The sequence below is a fragment of the Streptomyces sp. NPDC008163 genome (assembly GCF_042956885.1).
GTDB classification, from domain to species: domain Bacteria; phylum Actinomycetota; class Actinomycetes; order Streptomycetales; family Streptomycetaceae; genus Streptomyces; species Streptomyces drozdowiczii_A.
Genome location: NZ_JBIBHG010000003.1, coordinates 193620 through 218582, shown reverse-complemented (window position 1 = coordinate 218582; position 24963 = coordinate 193620). Strand labels below are relative to the sequence as shown.

General features: G+C 72.6%; 24 protein-coding genes and 1 riboswitch. Of the genes, 15 read left to right on the top strand and 9 right to left on the bottom strand.

The genetic code is table 11. The features are described from left to right. Positions 1–26 precede the first annotated feature (26 nt). The 7 genes from shc to ACFZAT_RS08950 all read left to right on the top strand — a co-directional run bounded on the left by shc (position 27) and on the right by ACFZAT_RS08950 (position 7987). Positions 27–2030: a squalene--hopene cyclase gene (shc, locus tag ACFZAT_RS08980; RefSeq protein ID WP_391262212.1), complete on the top strand. Its 2004-nt coding sequence runs from the start codon at positions 27–29 to the stop codon at positions 2028–2030. Continuing rightward, positions 2030–2683, top strand: a complete 654-nt coding sequence (locus tag ACFZAT_RS08975; RefSeq protein ID WP_391262210.1) for a 1-hydroxy-2-methyl-2-butenyl 4-diphosphate reductase — start codon at positions 2030–2032, stop codon at positions 2681–2683. Before shc ends, ACFZAT_RS08975 begins: the two co-directional genes overlap by 1 nt. Positions 2684–2688: 5 nt before the next feature. Continuing rightward, on the top strand, positions 2689–3708 hold the full coding sequence (hpnH, locus tag ACFZAT_RS08970) for an adenosyl-hopene transferase HpnH (protein ID WP_391262208.1): 1020 nt from the start codon (positions 2689–2691) through the stop codon (positions 3706–3708). 82 nt (positions 3709–3790) lie between these two features. Beyond that, the gene (gene dxs / locus ACFZAT_RS08965; RefSeq protein ID WP_391262205.1) at positions 3791–5719 is read left to right on the top strand and encodes a 1-deoxy-D-xylulose-5-phosphate synthase; all 1929 of its coding nucleotides are present in this window, start codon (positions 3791–3793) and stop codon (positions 5717–5719) included. Next, positions 5716–7113 carry an aminotransferase class III-fold pyridoxal phosphate-dependent enzyme gene (locus tag ACFZAT_RS08960; protein ID WP_391262204.1) on the top strand — a complete coding sequence of 466 codons (1398 nt, stop codon included), beginning with the start codon at positions 5716–5718 and terminating at the stop codon, positions 7111–7113. Before dxs ends, ACFZAT_RS08960 begins: the two co-directional genes overlap by 4 nt. A gap of 78 nt (positions 7114–7191) precedes the next feature. Continuing rightward, positions 7192–7800 (top strand): helix-turn-helix domain-containing protein, encoded by a 609-nt coding sequence (locus ACFZAT_RS08955; RefSeq protein ID WP_391262202.1) that lies wholly within the window; start codon positions 7192–7194, stop codon positions 7798–7800. Positions 7801–7810: 10 nt separating this feature from the next. After that, positions 7811–7987, top strand: a complete 177-nt coding sequence (locus ACFZAT_RS08950) for a DUF6126 family protein (protein WP_018100137.1) — start codon at positions 7811–7813, stop codon at positions 7985–7987. A 23-nt stretch (positions 7988–8010) separates the two neighbouring features. On the opposite strand, the gene ACFZAT_RS08945 is transcribed toward ACFZAT_RS08950, so the two are convergent. After that, entirely contained in the window at positions 8011–8823 is an 813-nt protein-coding gene (locus ACFZAT_RS08945; protein ID WP_391262199.1) for a tyrosine-protein phosphatase, read from the bottom strand. A 417-nt stretch (positions 8824–9240) separates the two neighbouring features. Then, a riboswitch (cyclic di-AMP (ydaO/yuaA leader) is annotated at positions 9241–9396 on the top strand. A 3-nt stretch (positions 9397–9399) separates the two neighbouring features. Between ACFZAT_RS08945 and ACFZAT_RS08940 the strand changes: the two genes are divergently transcribed. Both ACFZAT_RS08940 and ACFZAT_RS08935 read left to right on the top strand, forming a co-directional pair. After that, on the top strand, positions 9400–10323 hold the full coding sequence (locus ACFZAT_RS08940; protein ID WP_391262197.1) for a peptidoglycan DD-metalloendopeptidase family protein: 924 nt from the start codon (positions 9400–9402) through the stop codon (positions 10321–10323). Positions 10324–10506: 183 nt separating this feature from the next. Beyond that, positions 10507–11361, top strand: a complete 855-nt coding sequence (locus ACFZAT_RS08935; RefSeq protein ID WP_391262196.1) for a GDSL-type esterase/lipase family protein — start codon at positions 10507–10509, stop codon at positions 11359–11361. A 19-nt stretch (positions 11362–11380) separates the two neighbouring features. On the opposite strand, the gene ACFZAT_RS08930 is transcribed toward ACFZAT_RS08935, so the two are convergent. The 6 genes from ACFZAT_RS08930 to ACFZAT_RS08905 are packed head-to-tail and all read right to left on the bottom strand — an operon-like array spanning position 11381 to position 17539. Next, entirely contained in the window at positions 11381–12274 is an 894-nt protein-coding gene (locus ACFZAT_RS08930; protein WP_391262194.1) for an STM4011 family radical SAM protein, read from the bottom strand. Between the two features lie 7 nt (positions 12275–12281). Then, complete coding sequence (locus ACFZAT_RS08925) at positions 12282–13631, bottom strand: STM4012 family radical SAM protein (protein ID WP_391262192.1); 1350 nt, start codon at positions 13629–13631, stop codon at positions 12282–12284. Beyond that, the gene (locus ACFZAT_RS08920; RefSeq protein ID WP_391262759.1) at positions 13628–14440 is read right to left on the bottom strand and encodes an STM4013/SEN3800 family hydrolase; all 813 of its coding nucleotides are present in this window, start codon (positions 14438–14440) and stop codon (positions 13628–13630) included. The genes ACFZAT_RS08925 and ACFZAT_RS08920 overlap by 4 nt, the downstream gene beginning before the upstream one ends. Before the next feature lie 43 nt (positions 14441–14483). Beyond that, a complete protein-coding gene (locus ACFZAT_RS08915) occupies positions 14484–15629 on the bottom strand; it encodes an STM4014 family protein (RefSeq protein ID WP_391262190.1) in 1146 nt (381 codons plus the stop codon). Next, on the bottom strand, positions 15610–16584 hold the full coding sequence (locus tag ACFZAT_RS08910) for an STM4015 family protein (protein ID WP_391262188.1): 975 nt from the start codon (positions 16582–16584) through the stop codon (positions 15610–15612). The genes ACFZAT_RS08915 and ACFZAT_RS08910 overlap by 20 nt, the downstream gene beginning before the upstream one ends. A gap of 7 nt (positions 16585–16591) precedes the next feature. Next, entirely contained in the window at positions 16592–17539 is a 948-nt protein-coding gene (locus ACFZAT_RS08905) for an STM4015 family protein (RefSeq protein ID WP_391262186.1), read from the bottom strand. Positions 17540–17704: 165 nt separating this feature from the next. Here ACFZAT_RS08905 and ACFZAT_RS08900 point away from each other — a divergent pair, with 165 nt between their 5' ends. Both ACFZAT_RS08900 and ACFZAT_RS08895 read left to right on the top strand, forming a co-directional pair. Beyond that, positions 17705–18031: a hypothetical protein gene (locus ACFZAT_RS08900; protein ID WP_391262184.1), complete on the top strand. Its 327-nt coding sequence runs from the start codon at positions 17705–17707 to the stop codon at positions 18029–18031. Between the two features lie 65 nt (positions 18032–18096). After that, a complete protein-coding gene (locus ACFZAT_RS08895) occupies positions 18097–19101 on the top strand; it encodes a DUF6745 domain-containing protein (RefSeq protein ID WP_391262757.1) in 1005 nt (334 codons plus the stop codon). Positions 19102–19135: 34 nt separating this feature from the next. On the opposite strand, the gene ACFZAT_RS08890 is transcribed toward ACFZAT_RS08895, so the two are convergent. Continuing rightward, positions 19136–19726 carry a TetR family transcriptional regulator C-terminal domain-containing protein gene (locus tag ACFZAT_RS08890; protein WP_391262755.1) on the bottom strand — a complete coding sequence of 197 codons (591 nt, stop codon included), beginning with the start codon at positions 19724–19726 and terminating at the stop codon, positions 19136–19138. 77 nt (positions 19727–19803) lie between these two features. After that, positions 19804–21012: a Glu/Leu/Phe/Val dehydrogenase dimerization domain-containing protein gene (locus tag ACFZAT_RS08885; RefSeq protein WP_391262182.1), complete on the bottom strand. Its 1209-nt coding sequence runs from the start codon at positions 21010–21012 to the stop codon at positions 19804–19806. A gap of 258 nt (positions 21013–21270) precedes the next feature. Here ACFZAT_RS08885 and ACFZAT_RS08880 point away from each other — a divergent pair, with 258 nt between their 5' ends. From ACFZAT_RS08880 to ACFZAT_RS08865, 4 genes are all read left to right on the top strand, one after another. Next, a complete protein-coding gene (locus ACFZAT_RS08880) occupies positions 21271–21711 on the top strand; it encodes a TIGR03618 family F420-dependent PPOX class oxidoreductase (protein ID WP_391262180.1) in 441 nt (146 codons plus the stop codon). 99 nt (positions 21712–21810) lie between these two features. Then, positions 21811–23079: an MBL fold metallo-hydrolase gene (locus tag ACFZAT_RS08875; RefSeq protein WP_391262178.1), complete on the top strand. Its 1269-nt coding sequence runs from the start codon at positions 21811–21813 to the stop codon at positions 23077–23079. Between the two features lie 9 nt (positions 23080–23088). Next, entirely contained in the window at positions 23089–24084 is a 996-nt protein-coding gene (locus ACFZAT_RS08870; RefSeq protein ID WP_391262176.1) for a helix-turn-helix domain-containing protein, read from the top strand. A 153-nt stretch (positions 24085–24237) separates the two neighbouring features. After that, positions 24238–24951 carry a C39 family peptidase gene (locus ACFZAT_RS08865; protein ID WP_391262174.1) on the top strand — a complete coding sequence of 238 codons (714 nt, stop codon included), beginning with the start codon at positions 24238–24240 and terminating at the stop codon, positions 24949–24951. Positions 24952–24963 lie beyond the last annotated feature (12 nt).

The window sequence follows — 24963 nt, the reverse complement described above, 5'->3', positions numbered from 1 at the left end:
AGGACCACCTGCACGAAGGGGAAGCCATGACAGCGACGACCGACGGAAGCACCGGGGCCGTTGACCCCCGCGCAGCCTCGGCCAGGAGAACGACAACCGAATCAACCATCGCCGCGGACGGTGTACTCGCCGCCGCGCGGCGGGCCGCGGAGCGCTCGGTGGAGCATCTCCTCGGCAGACAGGACGAGCAGGGCTGGTGGAAGGGAGACCTCGCCACCAACGTCACGATGGACGCCGAGGACCTTCTGCTCCGTCAGTTCCTCGGCATCCAGGACCCCGCGACGGTCCGGGCGGCCGCGGGATTCATCCGCGGCGAACAGCTCGGCGACGGGACGTGGGCGACCTTCCACGGCGGCCCCGCGGACCTCTCCACCACCATCGAGGCGTACGTCGCACTGAGGCTTGCGGGCGACCGGCCGGAGGACCCCCACATGGCCCGGGCCGCGGGCTGGGTCAGGGAGCAGGGCGGCATCGGCGCGAGCCGGGTCTTCACCCGGATCTGGCTGGCCCTCTTCGGCTGGTGGCAGTGGGACGACCTGCCGGAGCTCCCCCCGGAGCTGATGTTCTTCCCGAAGTGGGTCCCGCTCAACATCTATGACTTCGGCTGCTGGGCCCGCCAGACCATCGTGCCGCTCACCATTGTGTCGGCGAAGCGGCCGGTGCGGCCCGCCCCCTTCGCCCTGGACGAGCTGCACACCGACCCCGCGAACCCGAACCCGCCCAAGCGCCCCGCACCGGCGCGCAGCTGGGACGGGCTCTTCCAGCGGCTCGACAAGGCGCTGCACGTCTACCACCGGTTCGCGCCGCGCGGACTGCGCCGGGTCGCGATGAACGCCGCCGCGCGCTGGATCATCGAACGCCAGGAGAACGACGGCTGCTGGGGCGGGATCCAGCCGCCCGCCGTCTACTCGGTCATCGCCCTGCACCTCCTCGGCTACGACCTCGAACACCCTGTGATGCGGGCGGGCCTCGAATCGCTCGACCGCTTCGCCGTGTGGCGCGAGGACGGCACCCGCATGATCGAGGCGTGCCAGTCCCCGGTCTGGGACACCTGCCTGGCCACCATCGCGCTCGCCGACGCCGGGGTCGCCCCCGACCACCCGGCGCTCGTGAGGGCGGCGGACTGGATGCTCGCCGAGGAGATCGTCCGGCCGGGCGACTGGGCGGTGCGCAGGCCCCGACTGGAGCCCGGTGGGTGGGCGTTCGAGTTCCACAACGACAACTACCCCGACATCGACGACACCGCGGAGGTGGTCCTCGCCCTGCGCCGGGTCCGCCACCCCGACCAGGCCCGGGTGGACGCCGCGATCGAGCGCGGTGTGCGGTGGAACGTCGGCATGCAGTCCCGTAACGGTGCCTGGGGCGCCTTCGACGCGGACAACACCAGCCCCTTCCCCAACCGGCTGCCGTTCTGCGACTTCGGCGAGGTCATCGACCCGCCGTCCGCCGACGTCACCGGGCACGTGGTGGAGATGCTGGCCGTGGAGGGCCGTGCCGAACACCCCGTCACCCGGCGCGGTATCGAGTGGCTGCTGGCCGAACAGGACCCGGGCGGCGGCTGGTTCGGGCGCTGGGGCGTCAACTACGTATACGGAACAGGGTCGGTGGTCCCCGCACTGATCGCAGCCGGGCTGCCCCCGTCGCATCCGGCGATCCGCCGCGCGGTCGAATGGCTGGAGTCCGTCCAGAACGACGACGGCGGCTGGGGCGAGGACCTGCGCTCCTACAGCGAGGAGAAGTGGATCGGCCAGGGCGCGTCCACCGCGTCCCAGACCGCCTGGGCCCTCCTCGCGCTGCTCGCCGCGGGGCGGCGGGACACCGTCGCCGTGACCCGGGGCATCGCCTGGCTGACCGAGACCCAGCAGGCCGACGGCTCCTGGGACGAGCCCTACTTCACCGGCACCGGTTTCCCCTGGGACTTCTCCATCAACTACCACCTGTACCGCCAGGTCTTCCCGCTCACCGCACTCGGGCGGTACGTGCACGGCGACCCGTTCGCGGGCCGCACGCCGACGCGCGAGGGGGCCTGATGGGGGAGGCGGGGCCGGCCGCCCCGCTGCTGATCGCCTGCGCGCTCGGCATCGAACAACTCGCCCTGCGCACCGGCAGGGGGAGGGCGGTGGACGCCCCGGAGCGGGTCACCGTGCTCCGTACCGGCATGGGCCCCAGGGCCGCCGAAACCGCCGTGGCGCGCGCGCTCGGACGGGACGGCGGGGCGGCGGCGGACACCGCGGTCATCGCCTCGGGGTTCTGCGCCGGCCTCGCGCCCGGGATGCACCCGGGCGACCTGGTGGTGGCCGAGGAGACCCGGGCCGCCGGGGACCCCGTCCCGTGCACCGGTGCGGAGGTGCTGGCCGAGGCGCTGGCCAGAGCCGTACCGGGGCGCACCGTACACACCGGCCCGCTCACCGGTTCCGACCATGTCGTCCGGGGACATGAGCGGGCCGAACTGCGGGCCACCGGGGCGATCGCGGTGGACATGGAGTCCGCCGCCACCCTGCGCACCGCCCTGCGGTCCGGGCCACGCCCGGTTGCCGCCGTACGGGTGGTCGTGGACGCTCCGGAGCACGAGCTCGTCCGCATCGGCACGTTCCGCGGTGGAATATCGGCTTTCCGCGTTCTCCGTGCCGTCCTGCCGGCTTTCTATGAATGGCACCGATCTTTGCTGCTCCCCAGGAGGTGAGCTAGATGGCCATGCCGCTTCGCCAGTCCATCAAGGTTGCGACGTACCTCATTGAACAGAAGCTCCGCAAGCGGGAAAAGTTTCCGCTGATCGTCGAGCTGGAGCCGTTGTACGCCTGCAACCTCGCCTGCGAGGGCTGCGGGAAGATCCAGCACCCGGCCGGAGTCCTCAAGCAGCGCATGCCGGTGGCCCAGGCCGTCGGCGCCGTGCTCGAATCGGGCGCCCCGATGGTCTCCATCGCCGGCGGCGAACCGCTGATGCACCCTCAGATCGATGAGATCGTGCGCCAGCTGGTGGCGAAGAAGAAGTACGTCTTCCTCTGCACCAACGCGATGCTGCTGCGCAAGAAGATCGAGAAGTTCACGCCCTCGCCCTACTTCGCGTTCGCCGTGCACATCGACGGGCTGCGGGAGCGGCACGACGAATCGGTCGCCAAGGAAGGGGTGTTCGACGAGGCGGTGGCGGCGATCAAGGAGGCCAAGCGGCGCGGCTTCCGGGTCACCACCAACTCCACCTTCTTCAACACCGACACCCCGCAGACCATCATCGAGGTCCTCAACTACCTCAACGACGACCTCAAGGTCGACGAGATGATGATCTCGCCCGCCTACGCGTACGAGAAGGCGCCCGACCAGGAGCACTTCCTGGGCGTGGAGCAGACCCGCGAGCTGTTCAAGAAGTCCTTCGCCGGCGGCAACCGGAGCCGGTGGCGCCTGAACCACTCGCCGCTCTTCCTGGACTTCCTGGAGGGCAAGGCCGACTTCCCCTGCACCGCCTGGGCCATTCCCAACTACTCCCTGTTCGGCTGGCAGCGGCCCTGCTACCTGATGAGCGACGGTTACGTGCCGACGTACCGGCAGCTCATCGAGGAGACCGACTGGGACAAGTACGGCCGGGGCAAGGACCCGCGCTGCGCCAACTGCATGGCGCACTGCGGCTACGAACCCACCGCCGTCCTCGCCACCATGGGCTCCCTCAAGGAGTCCCTGCGCGCGATGCGCGAGACCGTCAGCGGCAACGGCTGAGCCGCGACACCAGGCCGGGCTCCCGCGCGGAGCCCGGCCGTCACCTTTCGCAGGAACAGGACCACAGAGAGGGGGCCCGGGCATGACGCTGCTGCAGAGCATCCGGGGGCCGCACGATCTGAAGGCACTGAACGCGTCCCAACTCGGCGAACTCGCCGCTGACATCCGCACCTTCCTGGTGCAGGCCGTGGCCAGGACCGGGGGTCATCTGGGCCCCAACCTCGGGGTGGTGGAGCTCACCATCGCCCTGCACCGGGTCTTCGACTCGCCCGTCGACCGCATCCTCTGGGACACGGGCCACCAGAGCTACGTACACAAACTGCTCACCGGGCGCCAGGACTTCTCCAAGCTGCGCGGCAAGGGCGGGCTGTCCGGCTACCCGTCCCGCGAGGAGTCCGAGCACGACGTCATCGAGAACTCGCACGCCTCCACCGTCCTCGGCTGGGCCGACGGCCTCGCCAAGGCCAATGAGGTACGCGGCCGCGGCAGCCACGTCGTCGCCGTCATCGGGGACGGTGCCCTCACCGGCGGCATGGCCTGGGAGGCGCTGAACAACATCGCCGCCGCCAAGGACCGCCCGCTGATCGTCGTCGTGAACGACAACGAGCGCTCGTACGCGCCCACGATCGGCGGGCTCGCCCGCCACCTGGCCACCCTGCGCACCACCGACGGCTACGAACGCTTCCTCTCCTGGGGCAAGGGCCTCCTGGAACGCACCCCCGTCATCGGGCAGCCGCTGCACGGGGCCCTGCACGGGGCCAAGAAGGGCTTCAAGGACTTCGTCGCCCCGCAGGGCATGTTCGAGGACCTGGGGCTGAAGTACATCGGCCCGGTCGACGGGCACGACACCGCCGCCGTCGAGGCCGCACTGCACCGCGCCAAGGGCTTCCGGGGTCCGGTCCTCGTCCACTGCATCACCGAGAAGGGACGCGGTTACGCCCCGGCCCTCCGGGACGAGGCCGACCGCTTCCACACCGTCGGCGCGATGGACCCCCTGACCTGCGCCCCGCTCTTGCCCGCCGCCGGCCCGTCCTGGACCTCCGTGTTCGCGGACGAGATGGCGGTGATCGGGGCGGAGCGCCCGGACGTCGTCGCGCTCACCGCCGCGATGCTGGACCCGGTCGGGCTGACGAAGTTCGCCGAGGCGTTCCCGGACCGCGTCTGGGACGTGGGCATCGCGGAGCAGCACGCGGCGGTCAGTGCGGCGGGGCTGGCCACGGGCGGGCTGCACCCGGTCGTCGCCGTCTACGCCACCTTCCTCAACCGGGCGTTCGACCAGCTCCTGATGGACGTCGCCCTGCACCGGTGCGGGGTCACCTTCTTCCTGGACCGGGCCGGCGTCACCGGGCCCGACGGGGCCTCGCACAACGGCATGTGGGACATGTCCGTGCTCCAGGTCGTGCCCGGGCTGCGGATCGCCGCCCCGCGCGACGCGGACCGGCTGCGCGAGGAGTTGCGCGAGGCGGTGGCCGTGGACGACGCGCCGACCCTGGTGCGGTTCCCGAAGGAATCGGTGGGGGAGACCATCGAGGCGGTCGGCCGGATCGGCTCCATGGACGTGCTGCGGCGCGACGAGGACGCCGACGTGCTCCTCGTCGCCGTCGGTGTGATGGCCTCCGTCTGCCTGCGCACCGCCGAACTGCTGTCGGGCGCCGGCATCCGCTGCACCGTGGTGGACCCGCGCTGGGTCAAGCCGGTCGACGCGCAGCTGCCGCCGCTCGCCGCCGCGCACGGACTCGTCGCGGTGGTCGAGGACAACAGCCGGGCGGGGGGCGTCGGTTCGGCGGTGGGGCAGGCGCTCCGGGACGCCGGCGTCGACGTACCGCTGCGCACCTTCGGCATCCCCGAGCAGTTCCTCGCGCACGGCAAGCGGTCCGAGGTGCTGGCCGACATCGGACTCACACCGGTCGAGATCGCCGGCCGGATCAGCGCCGTCACGGCCGCCCGGAAGGCGGCCGGCGGCACGGGGCAGGACGCCTCGGGCAACGGGCACAGGGAGAGCGGGGCATGAAGGACGACGAGCCCAAGGGCTTCGATCTGGCGCGGCTCCTCGCCGAGCGCGGCGCCGAACGCTACGAACTGCACAGCAAGCACCTCAACCACCAGCTCCCGCGCATGCTGCGTACCATCGGCTTCGACAAGGTCTATGAACGGGCCGAGGGCGCGCACTTCTGGGACGCGGACGGCAACGACTACCTCGACATGCTCGCCGGATTCGGCGTGATGGGTCTCGGCCGGCACCACCCCGTCGTACGCAAGGCGGTGCACGACGTCCTCGACGCCTCGCTCGCCGACCTGACCCGGTTCGACTGCCAGCCGCTGCCCGGACTGCTCGCCGAGAAGCTGCTGAGCCACAGCCCGCACCTGGACCGGGTGTTCTTCGGCAACAGCGGCACCGAGGCCGTCGAGACGGCCCTCAAGTTCGCCCGGTACGCCACCGGCCGGCCGCGCGTCCTGTACTGCGACCACGCCTTCCACGGGCTGACCACGGGCGCGCTCTCGGTGAACGGCGAAGGCGGCTTCCGGGACGGCTTCGCCCCGCTGCTGCCCGACACCGCCGTCCCGCTCGGCGACCTCGCGGCGCTGAGCAGGGAGCTGAAGCGGGGCGATGTGGCCGCCTTGGTCGTGGAGCCGATCCAGGGCAAGGGGGTGCACGAGGCGCCGCCCGGCTATCTCCGCGAGGCCCAGGAGCTGCTGCACAAGCACAAGGCCCTCCTCATCGCCGACGAGGTGCAGACCGGCCTCGGCAGGACCGGCGACTTCTACGCGTACCAGCACGAGGCAGGGGTGGAACCGGACCTCGTCTGCGTCGCCAAGGCGCTCTCCGGCGGCTATGTCCCGGTCGGGGCGACGCTCGGCAAGGACTGGATCTTCAAGCGCGTGTACTCCTCGATGGACCGGGTCCTCGTCCACTCCGCGAGCTTCGGCTCCAACGCCCAGGCCATGGCGGCGGGGCTCGCGGTGCTGTCGGTGATGGAGGACGAGGAGACCGTCGCGCACGCGCGCCGCACCGGCGACCTGCTGCGCGAGCGGCTGTCCGCGCTCGTCGGGCGCTACGAGCTGCTGCACGAGGTGCGGGGGCGCGGGCTGATGATCGGCATCGAGTTCGGCCGCCCCACCTCGCTGAAGCTGCGCAGCCGCTGGACCATGCTCCAGGCGGCCCGCAAGGGGCTCTTCGCGCAGATGGTCGTCGTGCCGCTGCTCCAGAAGCACCGCATCCTCACGCAGGTCTCCGGCGACCACCTCGAAGTGATCAAGCTGATCCCGCCACTGGTCATCGATGACGCGGACGTCGACCGCTTCGTGGAGGCTTTCACCGCCGTCATGGACGACGCGCACAGCGGCGGGGGACTGATGTGGGACTTCGGGCGGACCCTGGTGAAGCAGGCCGTCGCCAACCGCTGAGGCGCTTCGCCCATGGGACGCTTTTGCCCCTGAGGCAAGAAATTTGCCTCAGGGGAAATTCTTGGGCCCAATGGAGGCATGAACCCTCCGGACGACCTGGCGGCCGGTGAGCTGCCCGGTGTCGCGCCACGCCTGCGCGATCTGCGCCGTGGCCGTGGTCTCACTCTGGAGACCGCGGCCCAGCGTGCCGGGCTCTCGCCCGCCCACCTCTCCCGGCTCGAAACGGGCCGGCGCCAGCCTTCGCTGCCGATGCTGCTCCAGCTGGCCAGGATCTACGGTACGACGGTCTCCGAGCTCCTCGGCGAGACGCCCCCGGAACGGGACGCCATCGTCCGCGGCCGCCCGTTCGAGGGCCCGGCCGCCGACGGCTGGCTGTACCAGCAGGCCGGGGGCTCCGGCCGCGCGATGCAGGCGCTGCGCGTCCGCGTCCCGTACGGCGCCCAGGGCGACCTGGTACGCGTCCACCCCGGCGAGGAGTGGCTGTACGTCCTGACCGGCCGCCTCCGGGTGACGCTCGGCGAGACGGTCCACGACCTCGTGCCCGGGGACGGCGCGCACTTCGACTCGCTCACCCCGCACCGGATCGCCGCCCCCGAACCCGAGGGCGCCGAATTGCTCTTCGTCCACACCCTGCTGCAGAGCCCCGCCGCCGACCTGTGCCTCGGTGGCGCGGTCCACCGTCTCTGAGAGGCCCGCCATGTCCGATTCCGAGCATTACGACCCGCTCACTCCGGCCCCGCGCCCCGGCGCCGACAGCCAGGAGAAGAAGATGCCGCGCGGACTCGTCATCCGCCTCTTCGCCTATCTCGTGGCCGGGCACGTCATCGCCGCGTTCCTGTACCTGCTCTTCGCCGTCGGCATGCACAACCAGTAGCGGAAGCCGGCCCGGCCCCCGCCTCAGGCCTCGTCGAGGAGCGTCTCGCGCAGCCGCTCCCGGGTGGCGGGCGTGAGCTTCAGCCCGTCGGCGAGATAGCGGTCGGTGCCGCCCCAGGTCTCGTCGATGGCGGCGAAGGCCGCGGCGAGGTAGTCGGGCTGGGCACCGAAGAGCGGGTTGAGCAGCTCCAGTACCTCCGGGGACATCCCGGTGGCCGAGGTGTCGCTGCGCCGGATGCGGTAGCGGCGGTGCGCGTCGTTCGACTTGAGGTAGTCGGCCTCGATGGTCTCCCGTCCGACGCCCACCGCCAGCAGCGTCACCGCGATGGAGAGCCCGGCCCGGTCCTTGCCGGCCGCGCAGTGCATCAGGGCGGGCACACTGTCCTCGGCCAGGGCGTGCAGCACCCGGCTGTGCTCGCCGGTGCGTTCCAGGATGATCGAGCGGTACGAGGCGACCATGCGGCGGGTCCCCTTTCCGTCGGCCAGGATCGAGCGGAGCTCCGCGATGTTCCCGTCGCGCACCATCCGCCAGAACTCCGCGCCGTCCGCCGGGTCGCTGAGCGGGATGCTCACGTTCCGGACGCCGGGCAGCTCGATGTCCAGGCCGTCCAGCTTGTGGTCCGCCGCGTTGCGGAAGTCGAAGACCGTGTGCAGGCCGAGCCCGCCGAGGAAGGCCGCGTCCTCGGCCGTGGCGTGCGCCAGGTGTCCGCTGCGGTAGAGCCGGCCGTGCCGGACCCGGCGGCCGTCGGTGGTGGGCAGGCCGCCCACGTCGCGGAAGTTGCGGACGCCGGTGAGTACGGGCTCCGCCGGCGGGGTCTGCGGCAGCTGCTGCGTCACGGTCACTCCTGGAGGCTCGGCTCTGCCCCGGCGCGTGTCGCCGACGGGCCCACGACCGCGACCCTACGACATCGGTTCCCGGGGCAATCATCTCGGCCGTCCGCTCCGAGCCGAGGCGGACGAGGGCCATGACATGTCCGTATTGATGGGATATGACCAACCTGCCCCGGTTGTAGGGGAGATGATCACTCGCTCGTGAGCGGGATCATATCCGTGACGGTGTGTGGTGACGCCCCGGCTGGGTAGTCCCCGCACCGCGCGGAAAGCCAAGATCCGTAATCCACGGAGTGTGACCGGAATTCCGCACCGCAATTCCGGAGCGGAATCCGGTGCCGAACGCGCGGCTTGTTTCCGCCGTCCCGGCTCGCTTACGTTCCATGCCATCCGGATGGAACGCCCAATCCTGCCGCCGTCCGGAATTCGCATCCACTCACCGTGTGGCAGGAGCGGGGGAACCAGGTAAGCCGCCGACCGGGACGACCGGACGGCTCGGGGTGAAGTCGCGCCAGGCGCGGCCGGGCATCTCCAGCCCGAACCCGACAGCTCACCTCGCAGGCGCCGGAGAGGAAATTCTTCATGCCCAATTCGGGTAAGCACCGCCGTCCCAAGTCCAGCACCATCGCCCGCGGCGTCGTCGCCGCGAGCGCCGGCGGAGCCGTCATCGCGCTTCCGCTGCTCGGCGCCACCGGTGCCCACGCCGCGGAGCAGTCCGCCCCGGCCACGTCGAAGTCGGCCGCCGCGCACACCGCCCCGGCCACGCCCGCGAAGAGCGCCGGCACCACCACGTACTCCGTCGTCTCCGGCGACTACCTGTCGAAGATCGCCGCCCAGCACCACCTCAAGGGCGGCTGGCACAAGCTGTACCAGGACAACCGCGAGGTCGTCGGCGAGAACCCGAGCCTGATCTTCCCGGGCATGAAGCTGACCCTCGGCGCCAAGGCGGCCCCCGCCGCCACCACCCCGTCCAAGGCCCCCGCCAAGACGGCGGAGAAGACCGAGGCGAAGACCGCGCCCAAGGCCGAGACGAAGGTCGACACCAAGACCGAGGCGCGGACCGAGGCCAAGACCGAGGCCCCGGCCTCCCAGGACAACGCCTCCGGCTATGTCCACCCGGTCCCCGGCAACCACACCACCGCCTACCGCGCCTCCGGCGCCAGCTGGTCCAGCGGCAGCCACACCGGCATCGACTTCCCCGTCTCCACCGGCACCAGCGTGAAGGCCATCACCTCCGGCACCGTCGTAACCGCCGGCTGGGGCGGCGCCTACGGCAACCAGGTCGTCATCAAGCACGCCGACGGCCACTACTCCCAGTACGGCCACATGTCCTCGCTCTCCGTCTCGGCGGGCCAGACCGTGACCGCGGGCCAGCAGGTCGGCCTCTCCGGCTCCACCGGCAACGCCACCGGCCCGCACCTCCACTTCGAGGTCCGCACCGGCCCGGAGTACGGCTCGGACATCGACCCGATCGCCTACCTGGCGTCGCACGGGATCTACGTCTGATCCAGGCAGTACCGGCCCGGTGATCCGGGTCACCGAACGACACAGAGGGACGGCGCACGGCGGTGCGCCGTCCCTCTGCTTATTCCCCCTTTACCGAAAACTGACCGGGTGGTTTATCTCACCACCCGTCAACCCCTTATTACGGTCGCGTAGGTCACATTCCGGGGTGCAGGATATGCGGTTGTGGCAGACGATTCGAACAACCTCCAGCAGGGCGCCGTCGACCGACAGGGCGCCATCGGGTCGTACGCGGCGATTGGCGACAGCTTCACCGAAGGAGTCGGCGACCCCGGCCCGGACGGAACGTTCGTCGGCTGGGCCGACCGGCTCGCGGTTCTTCTCGCGGACCGGCTTCCGGACCCCGGAATTCCGGTGGACGCCTTGGGTACACCCGTCTCCGCGCACGGGTACTTCCGGTACGCCAATCTCGCCGTACGAGGACGCCTCCTCGACCAGATAGTCGAGGAGCAGGTGCCCCGCGCCAAGGAACTCGCCCCCGATCTGGTGAGCTTCTGCGCCGGCGGCAACGACATCATCCGGCCGGGCACCGACCCGGACGACGTGGCCGAACGCTTCGAGCGCGCGGTCGCCGACCTCACGCGGTCGGTCGGCACCGTCATGGTCACCACCGGCTTCGACACCCGCGGCGTGCCCGTGCTGCGTCATCTGCGCGGCAAGATCGCCACCTACACCGCCCACGTCCGGGCCATCGCCGACCGCTACGACTGCCCGGTCCTCGACCTGTGGTCGCTGCGCTCCGTGCAGGACCGGCGCGCCTGGGACGGCGACCGGCTCCACCTGTCGCCCGAGGGCCACACCCGGGTCGCGCTCCGCGCCGCCCAGGTCCTCGGCCTCGACGTGCCGGCCGACCCGGACCAGCCGTGGCCGCCGCAGCCGCCGCGCGGCACGCTGGAGATCCGCCGCGACGACATCCACTGGGCACGCGAGTACCTGGTCCCGTGGATCGGGCGGCGGCTGCGCGGCGAGTCCTCCGGGGACCACGTCGAGCCGAAGCGACCGGACCTGCTGCCGCTCTGACCGGCCCCCTCCGCTGTCCTCAGTCGCCCCGCGACCGCGTCGCGGCGACCGGGGACAGCGGCAGCGCCGCCGGGACGCGCTCCAGGACGCCGCCCGCGAAGACGTCGTACAGCGGCAGCGTCTCCAGGTGCACATAGCCGATGTGACAGTCGCAGACGGCGAGCGGACAGGCCCTCGGGCCCAGTGCGCGCCGATAGCTCCCGTCGTACAGATTGCCCAGCTCCGCCCGGACGAAGTGGCAGCGGCGCACCGTGCCCTCCCCGTCCACCGAGATCACCGACTCACCGGTCCGGCAGGGCAGCCCCGCCGAGCGGTGCGGATGGCGGCTGTACGGGAACAGCGGGTCGATCTCCGTCCACCGCTCCGCCTCCTCGTCCGTGTAGGTGTGCCCCTCGGCGGCGTTGACCCAGAGGTAGACCTCGTCCGGGAGCGCCGCGCGCAGCCGCCGCGCCTCGCCGAGATGGGCGTCGAAGCCCACGACGCCCACGCTGTGCCGGACCCCGAGGTCCCTCAGCTCCGCGCACCGGCCGAGGAAACGCTCGTACGGCGTCTGCCCCGGGTGGTACGTGCACCAGAGCGCGATCCGCTCGCGGGCCGCCTCCGGCGCCTCGGCCAGCCACCGCGTACGGCCGCTCAGGTTCGTCTGGATCGCGACCCGGCGCACGTGCGGGAGGCCCGCCAGCCCGACGACCGCCCGGCGGTACCAGGAGCGCACCAGGCCCTCGCCCCACGGTGTGAACAGCACCGAGATCCGGTCACCGGTCTGCGCCGCCACCCACCCGGTGAACCGTTCGAGCGCCGTGCGGTCCGCCAGCAACTGCTCCCGGCTGTCGCGCCGCTTGGCGAACGGGCAGTACGGGCAGTCGTAGTCGCAGGAGGCGAGCGGGCCCCGGTAGAGAATCGTCAGGTCCACGGATCACTCACTTCAGCTCGTACGCGGCCATCGCGGCCCGCACGGCGGGGGAGAAGAGCTCCGGGCCCAGCGCGTCGGAGTACGCCAGTCCCTCGGGCGACAGCCGCAGCAGATCCCGCGTCGCCGTGTCGAGCCAGCCCCGGCTGTCGAACCGGGCCAGCTCCTCCGGGAAGTCCTCGTACGGCGAGGTGCCGAACCGCTCGCGGTATGCGTCCACCGGCATGCCTCGCGCCTGGAGCACCGACTGGAGCAGATGGCGGCGGCGCGCCTCGTCGCCGTCGGTGTACCGCCCGACCTCGGCGCGGGAGAAGTCCGCGGTGGCGGTGTAGGCGTCGATGATGCCCCGGACCTCGCCCATCCGGACCGCGTAGTCGAAGGAGTAGTGCAGCCGCGAGGTGTAGGAGCGGGCGCCGCAGCCCAGGCCGATCATGCCGTCCGTCTGGCAGGCGTAGTCGTCGGGTCCCTCGGCGCGCGGGGCGTCGGTGCGGCGGAACATCCGCATCGACACCTGCTCGTACCCCTGGGCCAGCAGGTGGTCGCGGCCCGCCCGGTAGAGGCGCAGGCGCTGCTCGTCCCAGGCGGCGTCGGCCTCGCCGGGCGAGCGCCGGCCCAGCGCGGTCAGCGGGCGCACGTACAGCGGGTAGAGGTACAGCTCCTCAGGACGCCAGCGCAGCGCCGCGTCCAGCGAGGTCCGCCAGGTCCGCTCGGTCTGGCCGTCTATGCCGTAGATCAGGTCGATGTTGAGCACGGGTATGGAGGTGTCCCGGATGGCGCCGAGGGCCTGCTCCACGTCGGCGGCGTGCTGCGGGCGCACCGCCGCGCGGGCCTCGGCCTCCACGAAGGACTGCACCCCGATGCTGATCCGGGTCGCGCCCCGCTCGGCGAGCACGGCGAGCCGGTCGGCGGTCGCGGTGGACGGGGACGTCTCCACGGACAGCGGCACGGACCGCAGATCGGCGCCCATCCGCTTCTCCGCGATGTCGCACAGCCGGTCCAGCTCGCCCGCCGTCAGGAACGTGGGCGTGCCCCCGCCGAACGCCGCGGCCGCGAACCGTACCGGCTCCGCGTCGCCCAGCGCGTCCCGCACGGCGCTCGCCTGCCGTTCCAGCGCGTCGAGATACCGCGAGGTCAGCTCGTCGGGGGCGCCGATCCGGGTGAACAGATTGCAGAAGCCGCAGCGGACCTCGCAGAACGGGATGTGCATGTAGAGGGAGAGCGCGTCCTTGCGTTCCCCCGCCCACAGCTCGTCCAGTGCGGGCCGCCCGCCGGGCCGCTCGGCCAGCGGGCGGTACGCCGTCTTGTGCGGGTAGGCGTAGACATAGCTCTCGTACGGGCGGACGGTGTGCGTCACGGTCATCGGACGGCCCCCGGTTCCAGGAAGAAGTGGGCGTACGGGACGGTCCAGACCGACTCGTGGCCGAGCCGGTGACCGGTGTAGCCGTCGTCGCCGTAGGCCGTGCCGTGGTCGGAGCAGACGATGGCGAAGGCACGGCGGCGGCTGCTCGCGGCGGCGAAGAGCCGGCCGATGTGGGCGTCCACGTATTCCAGGGCGGCGGCGTGCGTCGCACGGCTGTCACCGGCGTCGCGGGTCGCCCCGGGGGTGTGGAACCAGTTCGGCTGGTGGAGCGCGGAGACGTTGACGAACAGGAAGAGCCGCTGCTCCGGAGGCAGGGCGGCGACCACTTCCTCGGCGCGGGTCACCTGCGCCTCGAACGAGGTCGGCGAGGGTACGCCGAACTCCGGCTCCCAGTGCGCCTCCTGGAACATCCCGGGGAGCACCGAACCGAGCGGCCCGCGAAGGTTGAAGAAGCCCACCCCGCCGACGCACACCGTGCGGTAGCCCTCCTTCGCGAGCGCCGAGACCAGGTCCGGGGTGTCGAACACGAAGGTGCGCTCCGCCGTGGTCTCGCTGCCCGCGAACCGGGCGGCGAACAGCCGGGGGTGCGGCCCGGGCGCGGCCGGGGTGGGCAGGAACCCCGCGAACATCGCCTGGTGGGAGGCGTACGTGAAGCTGCCCGGGGCGTGCCGCTTCTCCCAGGCGCCGCCGGGCAGATGACGGGCCAGATTCGGGATGCGCCCGGCGGCGGCCAGCTCGGCGGCGACGTCGTACCGGAGGGTGTCCAGAGTGACGAACAGCAGATCGTGGCTGCCCACGACCTCGCTCATGTCGGGGTCGGGGCAGAGCCCGGAGACGTGTTGGGGGCTGTACTCAGGGGGTGGTGCTGACACGGTCGTTCCTTGGTCGGTCCAGTACGGCGGCGATCTGCGCCGCGTAGGTGTCCAGGCCCTCGGCTTTGCTGCCGGGCAGGCCGGTGAGCCCGGGCAGCAGGTCCCCGAAGGCGTTGACCTCGCCGACGGCGAAGCGCCGCCAGCCGGTCAGGGGCAGCAGGTCGACGCCGACGCACAGGGTGTCCGGGAAGGCGGCGGCGGCCCGTTCGCAGATCGCCAGGGCCTCGCCCCAACTGCCGCCCGCCGCCGCGACGGCCGCCCGCACCCCGGCCAGGTCGCCGCGCGCCCCGCCCAGGTGCAGATTGGTCATCGGCGAGGCGCTGGTGCGCACCACGGCGTGGGTGGCCCGGCCGGCGACCACGACGACGCGCAGATCGGCGGCCCGGCCGCCCTGGGTGGCCTTGGGCAGCCAGCGCTCGATGTGCAGCCCGTCCGGCGCCAGCGCGTCGATCACCGCCGCGACCTCGCGCTCCGTCGTGCACCGGCGGACCCGCAGCGAGTTGTACAGCCGCCCCGCCCGGTCCCGCTCGACGGAGGTCGCCGCCCGGACCCGGCCGCGGCCCGCCGTCTCCACGGCCAGCACCCCGGAGGCGGACGAGCCGTGCGCGGGCTTCACGAACGCCCTGGGTATGCGGTGGGCGGCCATCAGGTCCCGTACGTCGTCCCAGCCGCGCACGGGCGCCCCGGCCGGGCCGGAGGTCGGGGACGTGGGGACGGGCACCCCGGCCGCGTCCAGCACCCCGTGGCACAGCCGCTTGTCGAAGAGCGTCGCGATGTCGGCCGGGTCGTCGAGCAGGCGGGCGCCCGCGTCGGCGGCGGCCCGGGCGACCTCGCGTACGGCGGCGGTGAAGCGCGCGTACCAGAGGGCCGAACCCTCCACCCGGGTCGGCTCGTCGGCCCCGCGCAGCAGCCGGTCCACCTCCGCGTCCTCGCCCGGTGATTCGACGCGCACGGTCTCGCCGGGCAGGAAGCGCGCCCCGCCCCGCAGCACGTCGAGCCAGGGCACCGTACGCGCCTCGGGCAGGCCGGCGGCGGCCACCGCGTCCTGGAACAGGGCGACGCGGCGGCTGCCCGGATTGCCGACGACCGCGAGGCGCGGCGGTGCGCTACTCGCTGACCGCGACATAGCGGGCATCGTCCTCGTCGTCCGGATCCCAGTCATCCGCCCCGTCGAGGCAGACGTGGACGTCGTCGCGCTCGCCCAGCTCCTTGAAGCGCTCCATCACCTCGTCGCTGAGGTAGTGGTGATACAGGTTCAGGAAGTCCAGATGGGTGAGCGGCTGCCCTCCGAGCAGGGCCAGCCCACCCGCGTCGCTGAGGGTGCCCATCGACAGCGCCAGCGACTCCAGCTGCGCGACCACCGGGGCAGAAGCCACCGCCACGGCGATCTCGTCCTGGATCTCGCTGTTCTGCAGCCCGAGATGACGCAGCCGGGGGAAGCCGCCCCCGGACAGCAGCGGAGCCATGTCCGCCACCGTGGCGTCCCCCGCGTACCACTGGGAGCCGAGCCACACGTCCAGCCGTTCCAGCGCGGGCAGTTCGCAGGCGCCGACCGCGCGCACGACGTGACCGGGCAGACCGCCGGATTCGAAGCGCAGGGCCTTCAGCGCCTCGTGCCGCACCGGGTGGAGCTCCAGCGTCTCCTCGTTCAGTCCGCTGCCACCGCCCCGTACCACCAGCTCCTCCAGGCGCGGGAACGCCCGGAGCACCGGCGTGATGTCGCACATCTGCAGCCACGACACCTCGCACTCCTCGCCCACGACATCGGCGAGGAACAGAGCGCGCAGCGCGGGGAAACGGGCCGCGTCCGAGGTGATCAGCTCGATCACGGGAGCGAGCGAGCTGTAGTCGTCCTGCCACCAGGGGCCGATCACCAGGGCACGGACCTGTGCCGGATCGACCGAGGTCAGGAAGTGCTGCCAGACGGCGGCGAACTCCGGTCCCTCCCAGGTGCATTCCAGCCGCCAGGCCAGGGCGTCCGGCGCGGGCCGCGTCGCGGGCCACGGGTTGTCGTCGCCCGGCTCCGGCAGGGTGAACACGGGCAGGTCGTGGAAGGAGCAGGGGTGGTCGATGCCGGTCATCGCGCCGTCACTCCGAGACCGTGACGTACCGGCCGGCCGGGCCCCGGTTGTCCCACGGCTCGCAGCGCTCCGAGAGGTCGATCCGCACCCCGTGCGGCGCCAGCGCCTCGGTGACGCGCCGCTCCATCGGCTCGGTGAGGAAGTGGTGGTGCAGGTCCAGCACGTCGAGGTGGGTCAGCGGCTGACCTTCGAGGAGGGCGGCCGCACCCTCGTCGCCGAGCGTGCCGCAGGACAGGTCCAGGGTCTTGAGCCGGGCCACCAGCGGGGCCGAGGCCACCGCGGTCGCGATCTCGTTCTGGATCTCGCTGTTGCGCAGGCCGAGGTGGTGCAGGGCGGGGAAGCGCGTACCGGCGAGCAGCGGCGCCAGATCCGACACGTTCGCGTCGCCGCCGTAGGCCGAGACGCCGAGCCACAGGTCCAGCCGTTCCAACGCGGGCAGTTCGCTCTCCAGGACACCGCGCACCACCTCGCGCGGCAGGCCGCCCGCCTCGATGGTCAGCGACCGCAGCCGCTGGTGCTTCGCGGGCGGGAAGACCAGCTCGGAGCCGCCGCGCACGCCCAGCTCCACCAGCGCGGGGAAGGCGTCGAGCAGCGCGGTGACGTCGCTCTGCTCGATCCAGGAGATCTCCGCCTCCTCCATCGTCAGATCCCCGACGAACACCGCCTCCAGAGAGGTCAGCCGGTCGGCGGCCGCGATGACGAGACCGATCGGATACGAGGACTTCTCCTCGTACGACTCGCCCCACTGCCCGATGATCAGGGCCCGGACACCCGCCGGATCGACCTCCGCCAGGAAGGCGTCGAACTCCTCCTCCCAGGTGCCCTCGTCCTCGTAGGCGTCGATCGACACCCGCCAGGCGGCGGCGTCGGCTGCGGGCCGGGGACCGCCCTCGGTGCCGGACTGGAAATCGACGGCCGGAAGGCCGAGCAACTCGTGCAGGTGGTCCACGGACATGCCCTGAGCTCCTGATGACGGCGGCGGATTGATGTCCGCAAGGTCTATCAAGGCCCACTGACAATGCCACGACCGCCCCCGCCGGGACGGCCGATTGTCAGACCCCCGCCGTAGCGTTTTCGATGTGGCCGGCACACCGGGTGCCACCACGGAGGGGAGAGGTCTGTGTACCGGCAGGGCGATGTACTGATCGTGCCACTGGAGGAGCCGGCGGTGCCCGCGCACCTCCTGGAGGCGCCGGGCGAACTGCGTGACGCACGGGGCCGGCTGGTGCTCGCGCTCGGCGAGGTGACCGGACACGCGCACGCCGTGCCGGGGCCCGGCCGGCTGATCCGCGAGGGAGGGGTGTTCGGGCCGATGCTGCTCCATCTCCCGGAAGGGGGACGCGTCGTGCACGAGGAGCACGCGACGATCCCGCTGCCCCAGGGCTGGTTCCGCGTGGTGCGCCAGCGGGAGTACGCGCCGGGGGCGGTCCGCATCGTCGCCGACTGAGGTACGGCACGGCCGTTGTGCGCGAAACCAAGGAATTCAGAGTGGAACAGGGGACGGGGAAACCGATGCAGTACGTGGACTCTTGGCGGGCCGTGGCGGCGGCGACGGGCGCGGCGGACCGGGCGGCCGCCGAGGACGGGGTGCGGCTCGCCTACCGCGGCGCGGGTCTGGCCGAGCCGGAGGAGTTCGTCTGGGCCGGCTCGCCCAGGGAGGCCGTGGAGGCCGTCGGCAAGCTGACCGGCCAGGGGCGCTCGGTCCGCGACGAGGTGCGCACCCGGCCCTGGGCGGAGGAGCGGCGGCGGGTGTACGACGCCCTGGGCCCGGCCGGCTGGTCCGCCCTCTGGTCGGCCACCGGCGCCCAGCTCTGGGAGACCACGGCGGCCCTCGCCGAGCGGATACGGGCCGGGGTGGTCGCCGACCTCGCCGGTGAGGACACCGAGGCCGGGTCCCGCGTGCGCCTGGTCCTGCTCGACGCGGTTCTCGGGCAGCACGACGCGGCGTGGCTCGCCGCCTTCGACGGCCGGGGCGACCGGCTCGACGGACTGGCGGCGGTGGCGCGGAACGCGGGCTGGTGGTGGCCCTACGAGCGGGTCGTGGTGATCTGCGAGCGTCCGGAGGCCCTGCACCGCGACGAGGCGGGCCGCCTCGACCGGGGTGACGGACCGGCGCTCTCCTACCCGGACGGCTTCGCCCTGTACGCCTGGCGCGGCATGCCCGTGCCCCGTGACTTCCTGGACGAGCTGGCCGCGCTGACCCCGAAGCGCATCCGCGACGAGGAGAACGCGGAGCTGCGCCGCGTGATGCTGGAGTACTACGGCTACGACCGCTACCTCACCGAGTCGGGCGCCGAACCGGTCCACCGCGACGAGACGGGCATCCTCTGGCGGATCGCGCTCGCCGGTGACGAGGACGTCGTCATGGTCGAGGTGGTCAACTCGACGCCCGAGCCGGACGGCACCCACCGCACGTACTGGCTCCGGGTCCCGCCCAGGACCAGGACCGCCAGGGAGGGCGTCGCCTGGACCTTCGGCCTCGACAGCGAGGTCTACGAACCGCTTCGGCAGACCTGACCGGGGGAGGGGACCGCGGAGAGGGTGAGCGAGGTCAGGACGTCAGGGCCTCGTGGTCGATGCCCAGCTCACGGGCGAGCGCCTGCTCGGTCCACTCCAGCATCGTGGCCCGGGACAGCGGACCGTTGTACGAGGTCATCTGCACGGCCAGCCCGTCCAGCAGCGCGGTCAGCCGCCAGGCCACGGACATCGGGTCGTCGCAGTGGAACTCGCCCGCCGCCGCGCCCTCCTCGATGACCTCGGCGAGCTCGGCCTTCCACTGCTGGTCGAGATCGCCGGCCACATTGCGCAGCGCCGGGTCGCGGAGGGAGGCCGCCCAGCCCTCGATCCACAGGCGCCAGCCCTTGGCCTGGCCCGTCGGCGCGTACCAGCGGACGGCCGCGCGCAGCCTGCGTACGGCGGTCGTGCGGCGGCTCAACAGCTTGCGCAAGTGGGCGAGATCGCTCTCGGCGGCGTGCGCGAAGGCGGCCGCGACCAGCTTCTCCTTGGTGGAGAAGTGGTACAGCACGAGGGCGTTGCTCACGCCGAGCACGGACGCCACATCGGCGATCCGTACGGCGGCGACACCGCGTACCTCGATCTGCTCGACGGCGGCACGCAGCAACTCCTCGCGCCGCTCCGCCACTCCCAACCGCACTCTCGCCACGCGGCCACCCTAACCAATGCACGCCCGGAGCAGGCCGGGCGGACCGGCGGTCCCGGTCAGCGGTACCAGCCGAAGCGCTCCGCCATCACCGGCAGCCGGCCTGCGGCCACCGCGTGCGCCGCCGCCCGCGGTGTGCACCCGTCCGCCGCCGCGCGGGCCAGCACCAGACCGACCAGTTCGCGCATCGCCCGCCGGGTGTGCGCGAACGCCTCGTCCGCGTCGGCCCCGATGTCGCCGAACAGGGTCCACCACCACCAGGCGTTGGTCCCGGAGTTGACCACCACATCGGGCAGCACGGTGATCCCGCGCGCCGCCAGCAGCGCCTCCGCCTCCGGCAGCACCGGCATGTTGGCGGCCTCCACCACCCAGCGGGCCCTGATCCCGGCCTGGTTCACCGCGTCCACGGCGTAGGACACGGCGGCCGGGACGAGCACCTCCGCCTCCTGGACCAGCCAGGCGTCGCCCGGCAGCTCCCGGTCCCCGGCGCGCAGCACGCCCCGGTCCACGGTGCCGTGCGCGTCCCGCGCGGCGAGCAGCGCCTCGACGTCGAGCCCGTCCGGATTCGCGATCGTGCCCTTGATGTCGGCGACGGCGACCACCCGGAGCCCGGCCCGGGACAGGAAGCGGGCGGTCGCCCCGCCCATGGTCCCGAGCCCCTGGAGCGCCACCCGCGCACCCTCGTACGCGACCCCGTCCCGGTCCAGCGCGGCGAGCGCCGCCTCGGCGACCCCGCAGCCGCCGACGAGCTCGTCCAGGCCGATGCCGTCCACCTCGAGCGCGAAGGCGTCGGCCAGCCGGCGCCGGGCCGCTGCCTCGTCCTCCAGGAGCGGGTAGACGGCCTGCACGGTGGAGACGAGACCCGCCTCCGCCGCCGCGCGGTCCACCAGGTCCTGAGAGAGGCCCAGGTCCTCCCCGGTCGTCCAGACGGTCTCGATGTACGGGCGCATGGCCCGCAGATAGCGGACCAGGACGCCGTAGGCCGCCGGGTCGCGCGGATCGCAGTCGATGCCGCCCTTGGCGCCGCCCAGCGGTATGTAGCGGGCCCCGGGCCGGTCCGCGTCGAAGTGCAGGGCCTCCTTCATCGTCATGCCCCGGGCCAGGCCGGCCACCTCCTCCAGCGTGCAGCCCGGGCGCATTCGCAGGCCGCCGCTGGACACCCCGCGCACCAGCCGGTCCACCACGAGGTGGCCCCGGCAGCCGGTGGCGTGGTCGGTCCAGGTCAGCGAAATGAGCGGGGCGGGCGGGGACACCGGAGGCGTCGTCATCGGGAGTGCTCCTCGGTCACTGTCGGCGGGCGGTCCTGGGAATTCTTCGGCGGGCGGCGGGCCCGGGACGTGAGGCGACCGGACCCGGTACTGAACTGTCGGTCAGTATCGGGAGGTGCGGCGCCCCTGTCAACGCGGCATCCGCCGCCGCGCCGCCCGGTGGCCGGAACGCACCGGTGCCGGGCGGCGGCCCGGGGGAGCGGACCGGATCACGTCAGGAATGCGGAATCCTCCGCCGCGGCCGTTCGTTGCAGCGGCATGACCGCATTCGATGCACGGCAGGAAGAGCTGCTCCGGCTCCTGGGCGAGAACGACGGTGGCGTCCTGGTCACCCTCAAGAAGGACGGCAGGCCCCAGCTGTCCAACGTCAACCATTTCTACTACCCGGACGAGCACATCGTCCGGGTCTCGGTCACCGAGGGCCGCGCCAAGACGCGCAACCTGCGCCGCGACCCGCGCGCGAGCTACCACGTGACCAGCGAGGACCGCTGGGCCTGGACGGTCGCGGAGGGCACCGCCGAGCTGTCCCCGGCCGCCGCCGACCCCGCGGACGGCACCGTGGAGGAGCTGATCCGGCTCTACCGCGACGTGCAGGGCGAGCACCCCGACTGGGACGACTACCGGGCCGCGATGGTCCGGGACCGGCGCGTCGTCCTGCGCCTCCACGTCGAGCACGTGTACGGACAGCAACGCGGGTAAGGCGGTCGGAGCGGGAACGCCGTCCCCCGGACGTTCTCCTCTCGCACTGTCGTGCCCCTTGTCCATAATGAGACGACACCGACTCCTCAGGAGACTCCCGTGACCGGCGCCGACCACACGCTCCCGCTGCGCACCCGGCTGCGTGCGCTGCGCCCCGCAGCCTTCGGGGCCGACCCGGACGGCCCGCGGATGGAGCGCATCCGCCGGTCCCCCAACTTCGCCGACGGTGTCTTCCAGAACCCGGTGGGCGCGCGGATCAGACCCTCCGGCTCCACCCTGGAGTTCGCCCGGGTCTACTTCCGCAAGGAGGAGCGGGTGCTCCGGGCCCCCGCCGCCCCGGTTCCCGTGCACGCCACCACCGTCGCCGACCTCGCCCGGCCGCCCGCCTCCGGCCTCCGGATCACCTGGATGGGGCATTCCAGCGTCCTCGCCGAGATCGACGGGCGGCGCGTGCTGTTCGACCCGGTCTGGGGCGAGCGCTGTTCCCCCTTCGCGTTCGCCGGCCCCCGGCGCCTGCACCCCGCCCCCGTGCCCCTCGGCGCCCTGGGACCGGTCGACGTGGTGGTGATCTCGCACGACCACTACGACCACCTCGACCTCCCGACGATCCGCGCCCTCGCCCGTACGGACACGGTCTTCGCGGTCCCGCTCGGCGTCGGCGCGCACCTGGAGCGCTGGGGCGTCGCCCCCGACCGGCTCCGCGAGCTCGACTGGAACGAGACCACGACGGTCGACGGCATCAGCCTCACCGCCACTCCCGCCCGCCACTTCTGCGGACGCGGCCTGCGCAACCAGCAGCACACGCTCTGGGCCTCCTGGGCCGTCGCCGGACCCGAGCACCGGATCTACCACAGCGGCGACACCGGATACTTCCCCGGCTTCCGGACCATCGGCGCCGAGCACGGCCCGTTCGACGCGACCATGATCCAGATCGGTGCGTACAGCCAGTACTGGTCCAAGGACCGTACGGACAGCCTGCCGGAGCCGGGCGCCTGGCCGGACATCCACATGAGCCCCGACGAGGGCGTGCGCGCCCACCTCGACCTCCAGGGCGACGACCCCGGCGCGGGCGTCATGCTGCCGATCCACTGGGGGACGTTCAACCTCGCGCTGCACCCCTGGGCGGAGCCCGCCGAGTGGTCGATGCGCGCCACCGAGTCCGTGGGCGTGACCATGGTCTCCCCGCGCCCCGGGCAGCCCTTCGAGCCCGCCGATCCGTCGCCCGTCGACCCGTGGTGGCGGGCCGTGGCCACCGAGCCGGCCCCCGGCTGGGGCAACTGGCCCCCGGTCCACGTACAGGTCCACGAAGCGCCGGCCGGCGCGAGCCCCGGGACCGGCCGGGAGCGTGACCGGACTCCTCAGCCCTGAGGCCCCGCCATGCTGCGGGTGCACTTCACCCCCGACGATCTCGCGCGGGTCCGGGTGGCGCCCGGACCCGATTTCCTCTGGGAGATCAGCAACAGTGTGCAGACCCTCCAGCGGCGCGACGGCGAGCGGGAGTTCGGCGCCTGGCGGCGCTGGGCGCGGCCCCGGCTCTCCGGCAGCCCGCGCCTGCTCTCCCGCCTGCTGCCGCCGCGCGGCTACTCACCCGACTTCCTCACGCCGACGACCGGTGACCGGGGCTCCCTCCAGGCATCCGTCGACGTCCTGCTGAGCACCCCGCGCCCACGGCTCCGCGCCGAACTTGCCCGCCTCGCCGCCCCCGCACGCCTGCCGGGCTGGCTCGGTGAGCTGGCTGGGGGCGACGCGGACGCCCTGCGCGAGCTGGGCGGAGCCCTGCGTACGTACCAGCGGGAAGCCCTCGCACCGCACTGGCGCCGGGTGCACGCCGACATCGACGCCGACCGCGCCCTGCGGCTGCGCAGCCTCCTCGACGGCGGCACCGAAGGACTGCTCGCCGGACTCGGACCGCAGTTCCGCTGGCGGGCGCCCGTCCTCGAAGTGGCGTACCCCGTGGACCAGGACCTCCGGCTGCGCGGCCGGGGCCTCGTGCTCCAGCCGTCGTTCTTCTGCTGGCCCACCCCTGCCACCCTGGCTGACGGCGGACTCCCGCCCGTGCTGGTCTACCCCATCCACCACACCCCCGACTGGTGCGCTCCCGCCCGGGGCACCCGCTCCGCACCCGGGTCCGGGCCGCTCGGACCGCTCCTCGGCCACACCCGCGCCGGTGTCCTGCGCGCCACCCGCACCGGCTGCTCGACCCTGGAGGCGGCCCGGCTCCTCGGCGTGACCCACCCCGCCGTCAGCCAGCACCTGAACGTGCTCAGGGAGGCGGGGCTCGTCACGACCGTGCGCCGGGCCGGGCGCTCCTTCCACGTCGCGACCGCCGAGGGGCGCGCCCTGCTGGCCACCGAGGACCCGGCCCCTGCATGACGGCGCGTCACCTGCGCCTGTAAGCACGGGCTTTCGGTCCTTGCGGGCCCGGCTGCGGCGGGACGACCCTGGTGGCCTGCATCGAACGGCCGCGCACCCACCCGCGCGGCCGTTCCGCACCCAAGGCCCGTCCCCCCACCCTCAGGAGCCTTCATGCGCAGGAGACTCGTGTCCGCCGCCGTCGCCGCGGTCGCCGTCGGAGCCCTCGTCCAGCCCGGCACCGCCTTCGCCTCGGCGGACCCGCACATCGGCGCCGCCGCCGTCACCGCCCACGGCTCGTCGGCCGGGACCGCCGTCGTCAGCGGGCACAACCAGCCCGGCACCCGGATCACGGTGGACGCCGGGAGCACCGCCACCGCGCACTGGCTGGACGTCGACTACCAGGTCCAGCAGACCGGTTACTGGTGCGGTCCCGCCGCCACCCGCATCGCGCTCTCCGCCCGCATCTCCCCGCCCAGCCAGTCCGACCTGGCCCGGCAGCTCGGCACCACCGTGAACGGCACCGATCACATATCCCAGGTCACCGGGGTGCTCAACGCCGACCTCGGCGGCGGCTGGTACGAGACCAAGGAGATGCCCAACGACCCGCCCACCCAGGCCCAGCGCGACCTGCTCTGGTACGACGTCGTCTTCGACATCGACCGCAACTACCCCTTGGTCGCCAACATCGTGGCCCCGCCGGGCAATCAGCCGCCCGGCTACCCGTCGAACCAGACGATCTACCACTACTTCACGGTCATCGGCTACGACGACGCCGACCGCACCGTCCTCATCGCCGACCCCGCCTCCTTCGGCGGCAACCAGATCTACTGGCTCTCCTTCGACCAACTCGCCACCCTGATCCCGCCGAAGGGCTACTCGGCATAACCGGCACCCGAC

Excerpts from the sequence above, each read along its gene's own strand:
- shc (WP_391262212.1), top strand. The coding sequence starts at position 27 with ATGACAGCGACGACCGACGGAAGCACCGGGGCCGTTGACCCCCGCGCA.
- ACFZAT_RS08975 (WP_391262210.1), top strand. The coding sequence starts at position 2,030 with ATGGGGGAGGCGGGGCCGGCCGCCCCGCTGCTGATCGCCTGCGCGCTC.
- hpnH (WP_391262208.1), top strand. The coding sequence starts at position 2,689 with ATGGCCATGCCGCTTCGCCAGTCCATCAAGGTTGCGACGTACCTCATT.
- dxs (WP_391262205.1), top strand. The coding sequence starts at position 3,791 with ATGACGCTGCTGCAGAGCATCCGGGGGCCGCACGATCTGAAGGCACTG.
- ACFZAT_RS08960 (WP_391262204.1), top strand. The coding sequence starts at position 5,716 with ATGAAGGACGACGAGCCCAAGGGCTTCGATCTGGCGCGGCTCCTCGCC.
- ACFZAT_RS08955 (WP_391262202.1), top strand. The coding sequence starts at position 7,192 with ATGAACCCTCCGGACGACCTGGCGGCCGGTGAGCTGCCCGGTGTCGCG.
- ACFZAT_RS08950 (WP_018100137.1), top strand. The coding sequence starts at position 7,811 with ATGTCCGATTCCGAGCATTACGACCCGCTCACTCCGGCCCCGCGCCCC.
- ACFZAT_RS08940 (WP_391262197.1), top strand. The coding sequence starts at position 9,400 with ATGCCCAATTCGGGTAAGCACCGCCGTCCCAAGTCCAGCACCATCGCC.
- ACFZAT_RS08925 (WP_391262192.1), bottom strand. The coding sequence starts at position 13,631 with ATGACCGTGACGCACACCGTCCGCCCGTACGAGAGCTATGTCTACGCC.
- ACFZAT_RS08920 (WP_391262759.1), bottom strand. The coding sequence starts at position 14,440 with ATGAGCGAGGTCGTGGGCAGCCACGATCTGCTGTTCGTCACTCTGGAC.
- ACFZAT_RS08915 (WP_391262190.1), bottom strand. The coding sequence starts at position 15,629 with ATGTCGCGGTCAGCGAGTAGCGCACCGCCGCGCCTCGCGGTCGTCGGC.
- ACFZAT_RS08910 (WP_391262188.1), bottom strand. The coding sequence starts at position 16,584 with ATGACCGGCATCGACCACCCCTGCTCCTTCCACGACCTGCCCGTGTTC.
- ACFZAT_RS08905 (WP_391262186.1), bottom strand. The coding sequence starts at position 17,539 with ATGTCCGTGGACCACCTGCACGAGTTGCTCGGCCTTCCGGCCGTCGAT.
- ACFZAT_RS08895 (WP_391262757.1), top strand. The coding sequence starts at position 18,097 with ATGCAGTACGTGGACTCTTGGCGGGCCGTGGCGGCGGCGACGGGCGCG.
- ACFZAT_RS08885 (WP_391262182.1), bottom strand. The coding sequence starts at position 21,012 with ATGACGACGCCTCCGGTGTCCCCGCCCGCCCCGCTCATTTCGCTGACC.
- ACFZAT_RS08880 (WP_391262180.1), top strand. The coding sequence starts at position 21,271 with ATGACCGCATTCGATGCACGGCAGGAAGAGCTGCTCCGGCTCCTGGGC.
- ACFZAT_RS08870 (WP_391262176.1), top strand. The coding sequence starts at position 23,089 with ATGCTGCGGGTGCACTTCACCCCCGACGATCTCGCGCGGGTCCGGGTG.
- ACFZAT_RS08865 (WP_391262174.1), top strand. The coding sequence starts at position 24,238 with ATGCGCAGGAGACTCGTGTCCGCCGCCGTCGCCGCGGTCGCCGTCGGA.